At 53.0% G+C, this 13,553-nt stretch carries 9 protein-coding genes; 5 read left to right on the forward strand and 4 right to left on the reverse strand.

The annotated features are described in order from the left end of the window. On the reverse strand, positions 1-4,583 hold a 4,583-nt coding region (locus I2E77_RS12560), incomplete at its 3' end, for a discoidin domain-containing protein (protein WP_195451354.1). Positions 4,584-4,873: 290 nt separating this feature from the next. Here I2E77_RS12560 and I2E77_RS12565 point away from each other — a divergent pair. Then, entirely contained in the window at positions 4,874-5,545 is a 672-nt protein-coding gene (locus I2E77_RS12565) for a Crp/Fnr family transcriptional regulator (RefSeq protein ID WP_330608948.1), read from the forward strand. A gap of 74 nt (positions 5,546-5,619) precedes the next feature. On the opposite strand, the gene I2E77_RS12570 is transcribed toward I2E77_RS12565, so the two are convergent. Continuing rightward, positions 5,620-6,996, reverse strand: coding sequence for a citrate/2-methylcitrate synthase (locus I2E77_RS12570; protein ID WP_195451355.1), 1,377 nt, complete (start codon positions 6,994-6,996; stop codon positions 5,620-5,622). Between the two features lie 398 nt (positions 6,997-7,394). On the opposite strand from I2E77_RS12570, the gene I2E77_RS12575 reads away from it, so the two are divergent. The 3 genes from I2E77_RS12575 (at position 7,395) to I2E77_RS12585 (ending at position 10,014) form a co-directional block, all read left to right on the forward strand. After that, positions 7,395-7,970, forward strand: coding sequence for a nitroreductase family protein (locus I2E77_RS12575; protein ID WP_087230719.1), 576 nt, complete (start codon positions 7,395-7,397; stop codon positions 7,968-7,970). Positions 7,971-7,984: 14 nt separating this feature from the next. Beyond that, positions 7,985-8,626 carry a uridine kinase gene (gene udk, locus I2E77_RS12580; protein WP_191362926.1) on the forward strand — a complete coding sequence of 214 codons (642 nt, stop codon included), beginning with the start codon at positions 7,985-7,987 and terminating at the stop codon, positions 8,624-8,626. A gap of 314 nt (positions 8,627-8,940) precedes the next feature. After that, entirely contained in the window at positions 8,941-10,014 is a 1,074-nt protein-coding gene (locus I2E77_RS12585; RefSeq protein WP_237966397.1) for an aldo/keto reductase, read from the forward strand. 194 nt (positions 10,015-10,208) lie between these two features. On the opposite strand, the gene I2E77_RS12590 is transcribed toward I2E77_RS12585, so the two are convergent. Both I2E77_RS12590 and I2E77_RS12595 read right to left on the reverse strand, forming a co-directional pair. After that, positions 10,209-11,231 carry an alpha-hydroxy-acid oxidizing protein gene (locus I2E77_RS12590; protein ID WP_191441583.1) on the reverse strand — a complete coding sequence of 341 codons (1,023 nt, stop codon included), beginning with the start codon at positions 11,229-11,231 and terminating at the stop codon, positions 10,209-10,211. A 127-nt stretch (positions 11,232-11,358) separates the two neighbouring features. Continuing rightward, complete coding sequence (locus I2E77_RS12595; RefSeq protein WP_195451356.1) at positions 11,359-12,306, reverse strand: S1 RNA-binding domain-containing protein; 948 nt, start codon at positions 12,304-12,306, stop codon at positions 11,359-11,361. A 242-nt stretch (positions 12,307-12,548) separates the two neighbouring features. Here I2E77_RS12595 and I2E77_RS12600 point away from each other — a divergent pair, with 242 nt between their 5' ends. After that, positions 12,549-13,517: a peptidylprolyl isomerase gene (locus I2E77_RS12600; RefSeq protein ID WP_191441582.1), complete on the forward strand. Its 969-nt coding sequence runs from the start codon at positions 12,549-12,551 to the stop codon at positions 13,515-13,517. Positions 13,518-13,553 lie beyond the last annotated feature (36 nt).

Consider the following 13,553-nt stretch of genomic DNA (forward strand, 5'->3'; position numbering starts at 1 on the left):
TTCGGCATCGTGAAGGTGTACGTGCAGCCGTCCGCTGCAAACTCGATGTCCTCGCCGTTGAGCTGCGCTCCGGAGAACGCGCCCTTGGTCGGGGTGAAGGTGAAGACCAGCTCTTCGCCCGGCATCACCTTTGCGCCGTAGACCGCATCTGTGGAGATGATCTCCTCCGCATTGCCCTCGACGCTCATCGATGCGTTGCCGCCCCACTGCACCGTCAACAGCTGTGGCTCTTCAATACTGCTGCCAGCCAAAACGACTTGGATGGTGACAGCACAAGGGGGCATGACAAATGTATATGTGCCATCTTCCTGCGGGGTAACGTCAACCGTAAATCCATCTTCGTCAATGACCGTTACCGATTCGACGTACTTTCCACTTTCGACATCCGCCACGGTAACAGTGACGAGATCGTTTTCCAGGGCTTCGGCTTGGTCAACTGTGACCGTCGCCGTTCCACCTGTTACATCTGCCACGGAGACATCATACGTTGGAGGATTCACCAGATCGCCCCATGCATCGAAGGTGTACAGGGAATACCCAAAAGAGGTACTGCGCGACACGCCCTGCATGCGGAGATAGCGGCCCGTTCCCTGGACTTCCAAAATCTGTTCCCCGTCCTCAGAAGCCGTGCCGGAATAAATGGTCGTGTAGGTTTGGTTATCGTCTGAAGTCTGGATGAGATATTCCGTTGCATAGGCCGCTTCCCAAACGAGACGAACCTTATTGATGTTGTACGTATCGCCGAGATCGATGGTGATCCAAGCATTGTCGAGGTCTTCCGCAGGAGAACCTTCGATATAGGAACTCCAGCGGGTAGAATCGCTGCCATCCGTTACATTGTTGGCAGGATAGTCTTCCTCTTCAAGGCTTGCAAAGGCCTCTTTGCCTTCTGCAATGCTGACCGGACTAGTATCGATGGTCCAGGTGCGTGTGCTGGAAACCGTTTCCCCATCGCGGACATAAGAAGCTACAACGGTGTATTCGCCGGTAGTCGTTCTGGGAATGCGGACGGTAAAGTTCTGCACCTGGCGGTCTCCGCCGTCCGGATCGCCGGCTGCTTTCATATTGTACGTCTTTGTCTCGCTGGAGATTTCCTGGCCATCCTTTTCAACCGTCAAGGTGACTTCCAGACCATCCAGATCTTCGTTTAGGTCATTGAGGATGGTAACGGGCAGCTCTTTGACAGTGCCCGGCCGGACGGTTTCCGACCAGTCTTTGATGATAATTCCGACCGGTGCAAACGCATTGCGGAACGCTTCTTTGATGCAGGGACGCACGGTCGGATCGGTGATATCCGGCATCAGAATGTCACTGGTTGCACCGCCCGCGTTCGGTTTGGAATACGTCAAGCCAGCAAAGTGCATGATGCCCACATAGTGGCGTCCCTCACGCCAGAATTCCGTCGTCTGTGCAATCGCTTTTGCGTAGAATTCCAGGCGTTCTTCGCGTGTTGCATCAGGCATCCATGTGTTGTAATATCCGCCGGTCAGCGAGGTCGGATCGCCATAGCGGTCCAGCCAGAGCCAGCCATACTCATTCAGGATCTTGGGATTGTCATTGCCCCAGGAATCCCGGTTACTGCTCTTCATCTCGGTGTTGGGGAAGCTGTTCAAATCGGAAAGGGTAAAGGAATTGTTGAGGAACAAGTACGGATGGCATTCGCAGGAGTCGGTGTCGCTCTGCGGTTCCGTCCAGCCGTTGTCCCAAGGACGATTCTGAATGTCGTAATCGCGCACCGCACGAATGGTCGCCGAGTATTCCGGAAGGTTCGTCGCCTCGTTTTGAATATCCCAGATAATCAAAGACGGATTATTGCACCGTTCATCCATCCAGGTGAGGATTTCCGGCGTGAGGGTTTCCTGGGTGCAGCCATCGGAGCAGCCGCCAAAAACGGCGTATTCGTCCATAATCAGCATGCCTTCTTCATCGGCAATGTCATACCAGATGTCCGGCGCAAAGCCAACGTGGAAACGGAAAGAATCCCAGTGCATGTCCTTAAACTCCTGATAGAGCGCGCGCGCCCAGTCGGGATCAAAGGGATGGTCTGCACGGAGCGGATCCTCATAGAAGCGGTTCATGGCGATATTGGTGCCATTCAGATAATGCACTTTGCCATTCAACATGGGAAGTTTTGTATCCGGATCAAAGTAGAAAGTGCGCATACCAAAGCGGTCGGAATACGTGTCGCCGTTGGTGATGACTTCGATCTCATACAGGAAGGGGTTACTCGGAGTCCAGAACTTGTCCTCTGTGCAATCCTCGATGGTGATCGCATCGACGTCAAATTTCATGCTGCTGTTGGCCGGAACGGTGACACCCGGTTCCGTATATGTGCCAACCAGCTTCTTTTCCTGGGTGGGTTCCCCGTTTTCATAGACGCCCAGCTCGTAGATGTGGAAAGTGACGTCCGTCGTCACATCGGTATCCGATGTGTTTTCCAATGTGGTGCGGGCCTGGATGGAGCCATTTCCCAGATCGGGCGCGGTTTGCAATGCAGTGACCGTCGGATTATCATGGAGAATCAGCGTCACGCTGTCGATGATACCCGAATAGAAAGAATTGCGCTCACCATCAGTGCCAACGTGTGCTGGGCAGTTGGGATCATCTTTTTGCTGGATGTAGTTCCCCAACATAATGACGATTTCGTTTTCTCCGGCATGGAGATAGGGGGTGATGTCTGTGTTCGACGAGGTATAGTTGTATTGGTAGTCGCCGGCATATTGTCCATTCACATAGATATAGCGTCCATAGTACGCTTTTCCAATGCGCAGGGTCGCATTTCCCGTAGGGGCCTCCGGCAGGGTGACCGTCGTGCGATACCACAATGCGGAAGTCACATAATTGGGCATTTCAATGCTCGCCTGATCCCAGAAACCAGGAACGGGGATGGAATTGTCAAAGGTTTGCGGGATCGCCTGCGGGACAGCGTCCCCGGCAGCGAACGATGTACTCGTGCACTCCCAGATGCCGTTCATATTGAGTTCGATACGTTCGCCTTCTTCCGGCAAACGCTCCACCGTGAAACGGTCGATCGGCTTTGCATAGCTAAAGGCGATGCTGTCCAGATACAGCTCTCCATCTTCAAGGAGCGTGACGGTCACGATATCTCCCGACTGGAGGGGGATTTCTTTTTCGCCTGCGCTCGCATAATAATGGGGACGGGTGGCGGCAAGCGTAGTTTCCTTTGAAGAGTCGTTGATTGCGAGGGATATGGGTGTATCCGATCCTGCGCGGTATTTCAGATTATAAACGTTGATTTCCCCGATATCCTCCGGAATGGTAAAGGAGACGGATTGGCCTGCCTGGTCCAGCTTGGCAACCGTTCCAATTGTGGACATAATATCTTCCGTAACAGTTGCGCCATTCAAAGTGGCGTTTTTCGCCAGCACCGTGCTGGCGGCAATGTTTTCTTCTGTATTGAGCGGTCCATAGGAGAGCGTGAAGTAGTCCAGGTTTACGTCCACCTGCGGCACTAGCTTAATCGTGGAACCCTCCGGGATATAGAGAGCGTCGGACTGGGCAATCTTCAGGGAATCCATGTACCATCCCTGTGTAGTCGAGAAGTTAATGGCGCCGATCTCTTCGTAGTTCCCATCGTCCTGGAGCAGATACACAAGGATCGTAGCGGTGTTTGGGGAGGCATATGCAACGGAGATGCGGTTTGCCTGGGTGGTGCTCTCCAAGATAAACCCCTTCCCGCCGGTGCTACCCATGTATGCCCCGCCGCTGGCTAGCTCGTCCTGAACAATGTTTCCATTGATGACTTCCCCGTCTGCGTTGACGACCGTGGTGCTTTCCGCCTCAAAACGGGAGGAAGGGACGCGGCGGTAGGTGGGGACGATGGACAAATCGGTATCCGCCTGGCAGATGAGCGTGCCGTCTTCCTGGACTTGGCCGATCATTTCTTCGCCATTTACCAAGACAGATTCCAATTCGCAATTGTCCGATGGCAAAAAGCGGATAAGGGCCTCTCCACCTTTCGGGGCCCAAGTGCCAGTGGAGCAGATCGTCCAACCATTGGAAGAACTTTCAATCGCTACGTTGACCGTATCCGTTGTAACGGGCTGCTCTTCGGAAAGGGTTCCGTATACTTCAAACTCATAGAGCGAGGTGCCGTAATCTTGGCGGTATACGGAGTTTGCATACATACGGATGTAACGGCCTGTTCCAGAGAGCTCCAGGTTCTGGACGGACGCTCCGCTGGCGGAACCGTTGTAAATGGTGGTAAACGTTGTGTAATCGTTGGATACCTGGATGTCGTAATCCGGCGAATAAGCGGCTTCCCAATTGAGAACAACGCGGGAAATGTCATAGACAGCGCCGAGATCAATGCAGATCCAGTTTTCATCTGTGGGGCCGTGCTGCTGCGGATAATAAGGACCGGAAGCCCATCGTGTGCTAGTGGTTCCATCCACCGCCATAGATGGGGTGATCTCCGGATTATTATAATCGGCGCGGCTTGTAGTAGCTGGTTTGTTTAATGCGATGTTCTCTTCCGCTGCAAAGGCTGCCGTGGGAGAGAATCCGATGCAGGTTAGCACCATGGACAGCGCTAATAAAAGCGCTGTAAGCCTCTTTTTCATAATCTGTTGTTTCCCCCTTTTTTCAAATGCTGTTTGCTTTGGACTTTTTGTATACGGCCCTCCTTTCTGTAATAGCAGATTCAAATTTGGATTCCCCAAATGATTGATAAAGTTGAAAAAATACTTCAAGGTTATATATAATATAATCACAAATTAAAATGAATTTCAATCTACTTTATAGAACCATTCAACAAAAAAACACCGTTAAAATACACAATTTATTGCTTTCAAAATTTACCTTGCTCTTGAGGAAAGCGAATGATACAATGAAGCTGGAAAGAAGGGATATTGTGGAAGGATCGGATTATTTTTTAGACTCCGGAGGGTTGAACTTACAGCAGGATATCTGGCACATCTTTGAAACCATCCAAGCGCCGCGTACCTATGCAAAAGGAGAAATGATCTATTTGCAAGGGGAACGGGCGGATTGTCTCTACTATTTGAAAGCAGGGCGGGTAAAAATTTTTCTGACCTCTGAAAATGGGATGGAAAAGACACTGACCATTTTAGAAAGCGGGAAGCTCTTTGGGGAAGCAGCCTTTTTAGACCGCCTGCCGCGCATGTCTTCCGCACGGGCCCAGATCCAATCCGAAATTATCGCCGTAGACCGGCCGCACTTGATGCAATATTTTAGTGAGAAGCCTGCTTTGGCGATGGACTTGCTGGAATATTTGGCGCGCACGGTGCGGATGCTTTCGGCGCAGGTGGATCATATGACCTTCCTTCAAGCAGACCAGCGGATTGCCCAGTTGCTTTTGAACTTGGCGGCTGCGCAAGAGCGGCATACGGTACATTGTACCCATGAGGAACTTGCCGGGCTCGCGGGAGCTTCCCGTGTAACGGTGAGCAAAACTTTGGGGGACTTTGTCCGCCGTGGCTGGATTGCCACGCATTACCGGGAAATCGGGATTTTAAATGGGGAAGCGTTGCGCAGGTTTGCATTTGCTTCGCGCGATAAATAAAAGCGGCAAATAAAAAAGCTGCATGGCATTCTGCCATGCAGCTTTTTTATACCGGTTTGGTTCAAGCAAACGGTTTAGCGTTCCTCCAACGGGACATACTTCCGATGCTCGGAAATGCTCTTATATGCAGGGCGGATGATCTTGCCGACGTTGATCTGCTCCTCCAGCAAGTGCGCGCTCCAGCCTGCGATACGCGCCATAGCGAATACCGGGGTAAAGAGTTCCGACGGCAGGCCGAGCATGTGATAAACAAATCCACTGTAGAAATCGATGTTGGCGCTGACGCCCTTATAGGTTTTGCGCTCTTCTCCAATTACGATCGGCGCGAGACGTTCCACACGGGAATACAGGCCGTATTCGTCGGAGAGTCCCTTTTCTTCCGAAAGCTTTTTGACAAACTTCTTAAAGACGTTGGCGCGCGGGTCGGAAATGGAGTAGACCGCGTGGCCCATGCCATAGATTAAGCCGGACTTGTCAAACGCCTGCTTGTTGAGCAGGGCGTGCAGGTAACTGCGGATCTCATCCTCATCTGTCCAATCCTTGATGTTCTTTTTCATGTCCTCGAACATCTTGACGACTTTGATATTGGCGCCGCCGTGTTTCGGCCCTTTCAGGGAGCCAAGTGCGGCGGCGATGACCGAATAGGTGTCCGTACCGGAAGAAGCGACGACGTGCGTTGTAAAGCTCGAATTGTTGCCGCCGCCATGCTCCGCATGCAGCACCAGGGCAAGATCCAGGATGCGGGCTTCCAGATCGGTATACGTATGATCCAGACGCAGCATATAAAGGATATTCTCTGCGATGGAGAGTTCCGGTTGGGGCGCATGGATGAAAAAGCTGTTAGAAGGATGCAGCTCACGGTAGTATGCCTGGTAGCCATAGACAGCCAACTGCGGGAACAGGGCGATCAGTTCGATGCACTGGCGCAGGACGTTGGGGAGGGAGGTGTCGTTCCCCTTCTCGTCGTAGGCATACAGGGTCAATACACTGCGCGCCAAGGTATTCATCATATCGGAGGTCGGCGCCTTCATGATAATATCCCGCACGAAGTTGGTTGGCAAGGTGCGGTATTTGTTCATAATCTGCTTAAAATCGTCCAGCTGCTGCGCATTGGGTAGTTCACCAAACAACAGAAGATAGACGGTTTCCGCAAAGCCAAAACGGTTTTCGCGGAGGAAGCCTGCGACCAGCTCTTCCACGTCGATGCCGCGGTAGTACAGTTTGCCCTCGCAGGGTACCGTTTTTCCGTCCACCACTTTTGAAGAAATAATATCGGAAATTTCCGTCAAGCCGGTCAATACGCCCTTTCCGTTGATATCGCGGAGGCCGCGTTTCACGTCGTATTTTGCATATAGGCTGGTGTCGATGGTACTATGCGATTTACAAAGTTCAGTCAACTCCAAAATCTCCGGCGTAATTTCAAAGAATTCGTTGTTCTCGTTTTTTGCCATTCTGATTCCCCTTTTCCAAGTATGATAATAGGGGGAGACATCGCACGAAACTCCCCCGGGGCGAGACCGGCAGATCCTTCTTTCCCGTCCCACCGGGTTCCTTTTTGCCCAAAACAATTAACTAATATAATTAAGTATATAACATTTCGAATATTTTAGCAAGAATTCTTGTGTTAACGAACTGTGAACTCTGTGCGAAATTGCATAAAATTCACAAAGGATAGGGGAGGAAACACGCAAAAACAATGCAATATAGGTGGTGTTTCTTAAACAAAATATGTATAAAAATTCAATATATACATATGGGTTTAGAGGGCTGTGCCCTTGCAAGGATGATCCGGCTGGATTAAAATAAGAAAAAAAGAGTCCCCTGCGGGGTGGAGAAACGAGGGATTTTCTTGCTGAAAGAATTGTTAAAACAGAACCGAAGTTACCGAGGATTCGATGAAAGCCGCAAAATTACAAGGGAAGAGCTGGAAGACCTGGTGGATTGCACGCGCTATACGCCTTCCAGCGTCAACATGCAGCCGTTCAAATACTATTTGGCCTGTGAGCCTGAGACGGTGGCTAAGATTCAGCCGCTCACAAAATGGGCCCGCGCCTTGCCGCAGATGACCCTGCCGCACCCGGGCCATTGCCCAACAGCCTTTATTGTCATCTGCCAGGATACCAACCTGAATCCGGCGCTCCAGCGGTTTCAGAAGGATGTCGGAATCGTGGCGCAGACCATGCTTCTGGCCGCTGTAGAAAAAGGGCTGGGCGGCTGCATGATCGGCAATTACAATCCGGATGAGGTGAAGCAGGCGCTCAGCCTGGCAGACCACCTGACGCCGGTGCTTTTGGTTGCCTTGGGTAAGCCGGATGAAACCATTGTCCTAACCGAGGTGGGGGAGGACGGTTCCACCGATTATTACCGCGATGAAAACGACGTGCATTATGTCCCCAAGCGCCGCTTGCAGGATATTTTGCTTTGAGGAGGGATGAGGCTTTGGACCGTTCGCCTCTTGTGGTTGGCATTGCGGGAGGAACGGGCTCCGGCAAAACGACGTTGGCCAATAAATTGAAGGCAGCTATCGCGGAAGATGCGCTGATCCTGTCCCACGATTTTTATTATCGTGCAAATACGGAGATCCCATTCGAAGAGCGGGCCAAAAGGAATTACGACCACCCGGATGCGTTTGATACCGATCAAATGATTACGGATGTAAAAAAGCTCAAAAACTTTCAGGCGGTCGACCATCCGGAATATTCCTTCGTCACGCATTCCCGCACGGAGCATACTGTCCATGTGGAGCCCGCGCCGGTGATTATCCTGGAAGGGATCTTGATCTTTGCGAATGAACAGCTGCGCGATCTGATGGATATCAAGGTGTTTGTCGATACGGATGCAGATATCCGTTTGATCCGCCGCCTGCTGCGCGATGTGAAAGAGCGGGGACGCAGCATGGATTCTGTGCTTCAGCAGTACACGAGTACGGTAAAACCGATGCATGAGAAGTTTGTCGAACCGAGCAAACGGTATGCGGACATCATCGTCCCGGAAGGCGGGGAAAACCAAGTGGCACTGCATATGCTGGTAGACCGGATACAAGCGCTCCTGCACCATACGACTCTACATGATCTCTGCTGAGAGGCGTTTGCCGGATAAAGTGGCCGAAAGTCCAGTATGCTTGGATTTCCAGGCCGTCTTTTATGGATAGGCTGCTTTATCCTGATGGATATGAAAATTCCCACAGGATAGAAAAGGGAGACCAAATGCGATGCTGTGAAGGAAAGCCATTTGCCCGCTTTTGGATTCCATTGAAAAAACGGCTGGGTTGCAGTAAAATAAAGTTAGATTTATCTATAAAATGCGGCAACTAGGAAAAAAGGAGTGAAAGCAATATGGTGTATAAGACGTTTCAAGATTTGAAATTATCGGCGTTGGGCATGGGCTGTATGTGATTGCCGGTGTTGAACGGCGACGACGCGAAAGTGGATGAAAAGGCCGCCGCTGAGATGGTCGGCTATGCGATGGCGCACGGCGTCAACTACTACGATACCGCTTGGGGCTATCACAGCGGCCAATCGGAGCTTGTCCTTGGCAAGGCTTTGGCGCAATATCCCCGGGAAACGTTCTATCTGGCGGACAAGTTCCCTGGCTATGACCTTTCCAACATGGGCAAGGTCCAGGAGATCTTTGAAGAACAGCTGAAAAAATGCGGCGTGGATTATTTTGATTTCTATCTGTTCCACAATGTCTGCGAGATGAATATCGATGCCTATCTGGACCCGCAGTATGGCATCTTCGAGTATCTGATGGAACAGAAGAAGAACGGCCGGATCCGGCATTTGGGCTTCTCCTGCCATGGGAATCTCCCCGTGTTGAAGCGGTTCCTGGAGGCTTACGGCAGCCACATGGAGTTCTGCCAGCTACAGATCAACTATATAGACTGGACGTTCCAAAACGGCAAGGAAAAGGTGGATTTGCTCAACGAGTACCATATCCCTGTCTGGGTGATGGAGCCGCTGCGCGGCGGACGGCTGGCCCGCCTCTCCGAGCAGGAGGCCGCGCCACTGAAGGCTATGCGTCCGGAGGAGACCATCCCCGCTTGGGCGTTCCGCTTTTTGCAGAGCATCCCGAGCGTGACGATGATTTTGTCCGGTATGTCCGACATGGAACAGATGAAGGCAAACATCGCTACCTTTGCGGAGGAAAAGCCCCTGAGTGCAGGGGAGATGGAGGGCCTGCTGGAGATGGCCCAGGGAATGGTGAGCAAGAGCGCGCTGCCCTGCACAGCCTGCCACTACTGCGTCAGCCACTGCCCGCAGGGGCTTGACATTCCATCGTTGTTGGCGCTGTATAATGAGCATAGTTTTACCGGAGGCGGCTTTATCGCGCCCATGGTGGTCTCCACGATTCCCAAGGAGAAGCAGCCGAGCGCCTGCATTGGATGCCGGAGCTGCGAAGCGGTCTGCCCGCAGCAGTTGAAAATCTCGGAGGCAATGGCCGATTTTGCAGCAAAACTGGGCGCTTGAGATACGGCCCGATCGGATTTCCTTCCGAAAAGAATACAAAGACGGCCGGCAGCGGGACATCCCGTTGCCGGCCGTTTTCCGGCCACATTTTCTTTGTCCCGTTCAGCCCGTTCCCCGAAAAAACTCTAAGGGTGCCAATCGTTTGCCACGTACTTTGCGGGAAAGCGGATGCAGCGGATTTCGTGCGGTGGATTTCAGCGGTTCCAAGTGATTTTATCCCTGGTAATGTCTGAAAGCGTTGCGCAGCCGGTCATTTTCATCACATCGCGCAGCTCCGCGAGGACTTTCTGGGTGTACACCGTTACGCCCTCTGCGCCGCCTCCACAGGCGGCAACCACATAAGGCCGCCCGATCAGGACAGCGTCGGCCCCCAAAGCGAGCGCTTTAAAGACGTCTACGCCGGTGCGGATGGCGCCATCCACGAAAATTTTGACCCGTGTGCCCACGGCGTCCCGGATGGCGGGAAGCATCTCCGCCGGCGCCGGGGTATGGTCCAAAACGCGCCCGCCGTGATTGGACACCACGATGCCATAGGCGCCGGTTTCAACGGCCTTCCTGGCACCCTCCGGCGTCATAATGCCCTTGAGCAGGAACGGGAGTTTGGTGGACGCGAGGATTGCTTTCAATTCGTCTACATCCTTCGAGCAGACCGGTTTCCCGGCGGCAGCTAGGAGAGGGAGCCCGGCAGAGTCGATGTCCATGCAGAGCGCCATTGCGCCAGCTTGCTCGGCCAGATGGATTTTTTCCAGGACCTTCTCCCGGTCCCAGGGTTTTATGGTCGGGACAGCGGCGCCGCCTGCCGCTGCCACGGCGGTGAGCGGGTCGGTAAAATAGTAATCCGCCGCGCCATCCCCGGTGAACGCGGCGCATCCTGCCGCAATCGTCCCGGGCACTAACGCTTCCGCGTAGGTTTTTTCGTTTAAGTAGCCATTATAGTTGTTGGACAGGCCGCTGATGGGTGCGGCAAACACCGGGCCCGCGAACGTTTTATCAAAGAAGGAACAAGAGGTGTCCTGCCCCCGGTCGGTGTAGAGCAAATCCATGTGGATTTTGATGCTTGCCAAATATTCGTAGCTGTGTGTAAAAGAGCTCCCCGTACCCTTGCCGCCGGTTCCCGGGATTTCTCCGCGGCAGGCAATGCCGTTGCATTCGCGGCATACCCGGCAATTCGGGGCCATTGTTTTTCGAGCATTTTCCAAAATTTCGCGATACTCCATGATACATTCCGCCTTTCTTGAGAGAAAGTATACCATATTTTTCACTGGTTTCCAATGCAGAATGGCCGAATGTATCCATGCTTAAAAGGGCGTGGCAATTTTTGCCACGCCCAATGGGTGCGATCTTCTAGGAAAGCGCTTCGTGGGGCTGCAACGTAAAATCGGTGATAACCTCCTTTTCGCTGCCCTCCGGGGAATAGACAAAGCGGTCGATATGTTCCCCTTCATAAAAGTATTTTGGCGGCGCGGGCCGGTAATGATAATCAAAGGTGTCGATGATGACCAATTTCACCTTCATCCGCGCGGGGAGGATGCTCTTTATGTAGACGCTTGCCTGCTGGCCGGGGATGACGTCCTCGCGGGTTTCCGCCAATCCCGCCAGGTTGGGCGATAGCTCTACAAAGATCCCATATGGTTCCACGGAGCGCACAATCCCGGCGACGGTCTCCCCTGCGGAAAACAGGGCGACGTTTTCCTCCCAGGTGCCGAGCAGCTCCTTGTGGCTCAGAGTGATGCGGCCGTTTTCAATGGACTTCACCACCGCCCGGATGTTCATGCCAACGGTAAACCGTTCGCGGGGATGATCGATGCGGGAGACCGAAACGGCGTCGATGGGAAGCAGGGAGACAATTCCGCAGCCAATGTCTGCAAATGCCCCGAAGTTTTCCAAATGGGTGATCTGGGCGTTGATGATGTCGCCCGGGACCAGGCGGCGGATGAACGCCTCCCGGCATTTTTCCTGCGCGGCCCTGCGGGAAAGCAGCGCGGTTGTGCGGCCGTCCCCATCCTTCTGAAAGCCGGTCACAACGAAGCAGACGGGCCGGTTTACGCGGGAGATGATGGCGATGTCGCGCACCGTGCCTTCGCGAATCCCAAGGGCCCCCTCATCGCGCGGGATAATCCCTTTGACGCATCCCAAATCCACGAGCAGGTTGTGCGAACTGTCGCATACCAGCGCGCGCCCCTCCAAAATTTGACCCGTACGGCAGGCTTCGATCAGTGCAGCGGTGCTTTGCAGCGCGGCGCGGTTTTCTGCCGTATCGATCAGCCAGCCCTCGGGATAGTATTCAACCATTTTGAACCCTCCTTATCTCTTACATGGTTATCTATATGCGTTTTAAGGCGGTGGCATTCGTTCGGAAGGAGGGCCGCAGGCAGTTTTCTTTGTGCATTTCCGCAGCGTGCCTGCCGCAAAAGTGATTTTTTTGTGAATTTCCGACGGCTTATCTTGCATATTTACCGAGAATATACTATGATTGTCATGTTGTCCCATCCAAAAGGGAAAATCTGATTGCTAAGAAAGAGAGAGTTTTGAACATGAACAATAAGAGACGTAGAGTAATCAGCGCACTGTTGGCGTGCGCATTGATTGTTTCCCTGACAGCCTGTTCCGGGGATACGGATACTTCTTCGGAGGAGACCAGCAGCGCTTCCCAGACCGAGTCTGCCACATCTTCAGAGGCTTCAACGGAAACAGTGGAGATCCCGGCGGACGCGGAGGACCATGTACGCCCCGATGACGGCAAAGAGGTCGGGTATCAGCTGGAGAAGCCCGCGGACGGCGAAGAGATCGCCGTGCTGCACACCTCGATGGGGGATATCCGGATCCGCCTGTTCCCGGATGCAGCGCCCAAAGCGGTGGAGAATTTCAAGGGCTTGATCAACGATGGCTATTACAATGGGATTGTATTCCACCGTGTCATTGATAACTTCATGATCCAAGGCGGCGACCCGACGGCCACCGGAAGCGGCGGCGAGAGCATCTGGGGCGAGCCGTTTGAGGATGAATTCAATACGAACCTCATCAATCTGCGCGGCGCGCTTTCCATGGCAAATTCCGGCGTGGACACCAACGGCAGCCAGTTTTTTATTGTGCAGTGCAAGGATACCGTCACGGATGATACAGCGGAATCCATGATGACCACCATGTATATGAACCGTGAAACCTGCAAGGCGACGCTGATGCTGAACGAGAAGGCGGCTTCCGGCGCAAGCCAGGAGGAGCTGAACGCCTACGTTGACGGGCTCAATAACACGCTGAACCAGGAATATATGAATGGGGTTCCGGAGGATCAGAAAGCGGTCCTGCAAAAGGCGATTGACCTTTATAAGGAAGTCGGCGGCACGCCGCACCTCGACTACAAGCACACGGTATTCGGCCAGGTGTTTGAAGAGGATATGGCCGTTGTTGACCAGATTGCTGCGGTGGAAACGGATGAAAACGATAAGCCGACAACGGATGTGACCATTGAAAGCGCGGAGATCACCACTTACCACGCGGAGTAATGCGCTTTTCCCCAACGACTAAGGAGAGAAAATCAC

Source organism: Anaeromassilibacillus sp. 1001302B_160321_C8 (genome assembly GCF_015554745.1).
GTDB lineage: Bacteria > Bacillota > Clostridia > Oscillospirales > Acutalibacteraceae > Anaeromassilibacillus > Anaeromassilibacillus stercoravium.

What these genes read in the sequence shown, in the direction of transcription:
- I2E77_RS12570 (WP_195451355.1), bottom strand. Translation starts at nt 6,996, where the DNA reads ATGGCAAAAAACGAGAACAACGAATTCTTTGAAATTACGCCGGAGATT.
- I2E77_RS12590 (WP_191441583.1), bottom strand. Translation starts at nt 11,231, where the DNA reads ATGGAGTATCGCGAAATTTTGGAAAATGCTCGAAAAACAATGGCCCCG.
- I2E77_RS12595 (WP_195451356.1), bottom strand. Translation starts at nt 12,306, where the DNA reads ATGGTTGAATACTATCCCGAGGGCTGGCTGATCGATACGGCAGAAAAC.
- I2E77_RS12600 (WP_191441582.1), top strand. Translation starts at nt 12,549, where the DNA reads ATGAACAATAAGAGACGTAGAGTAATCAGCGCACTGTTGGCGTGCGCA.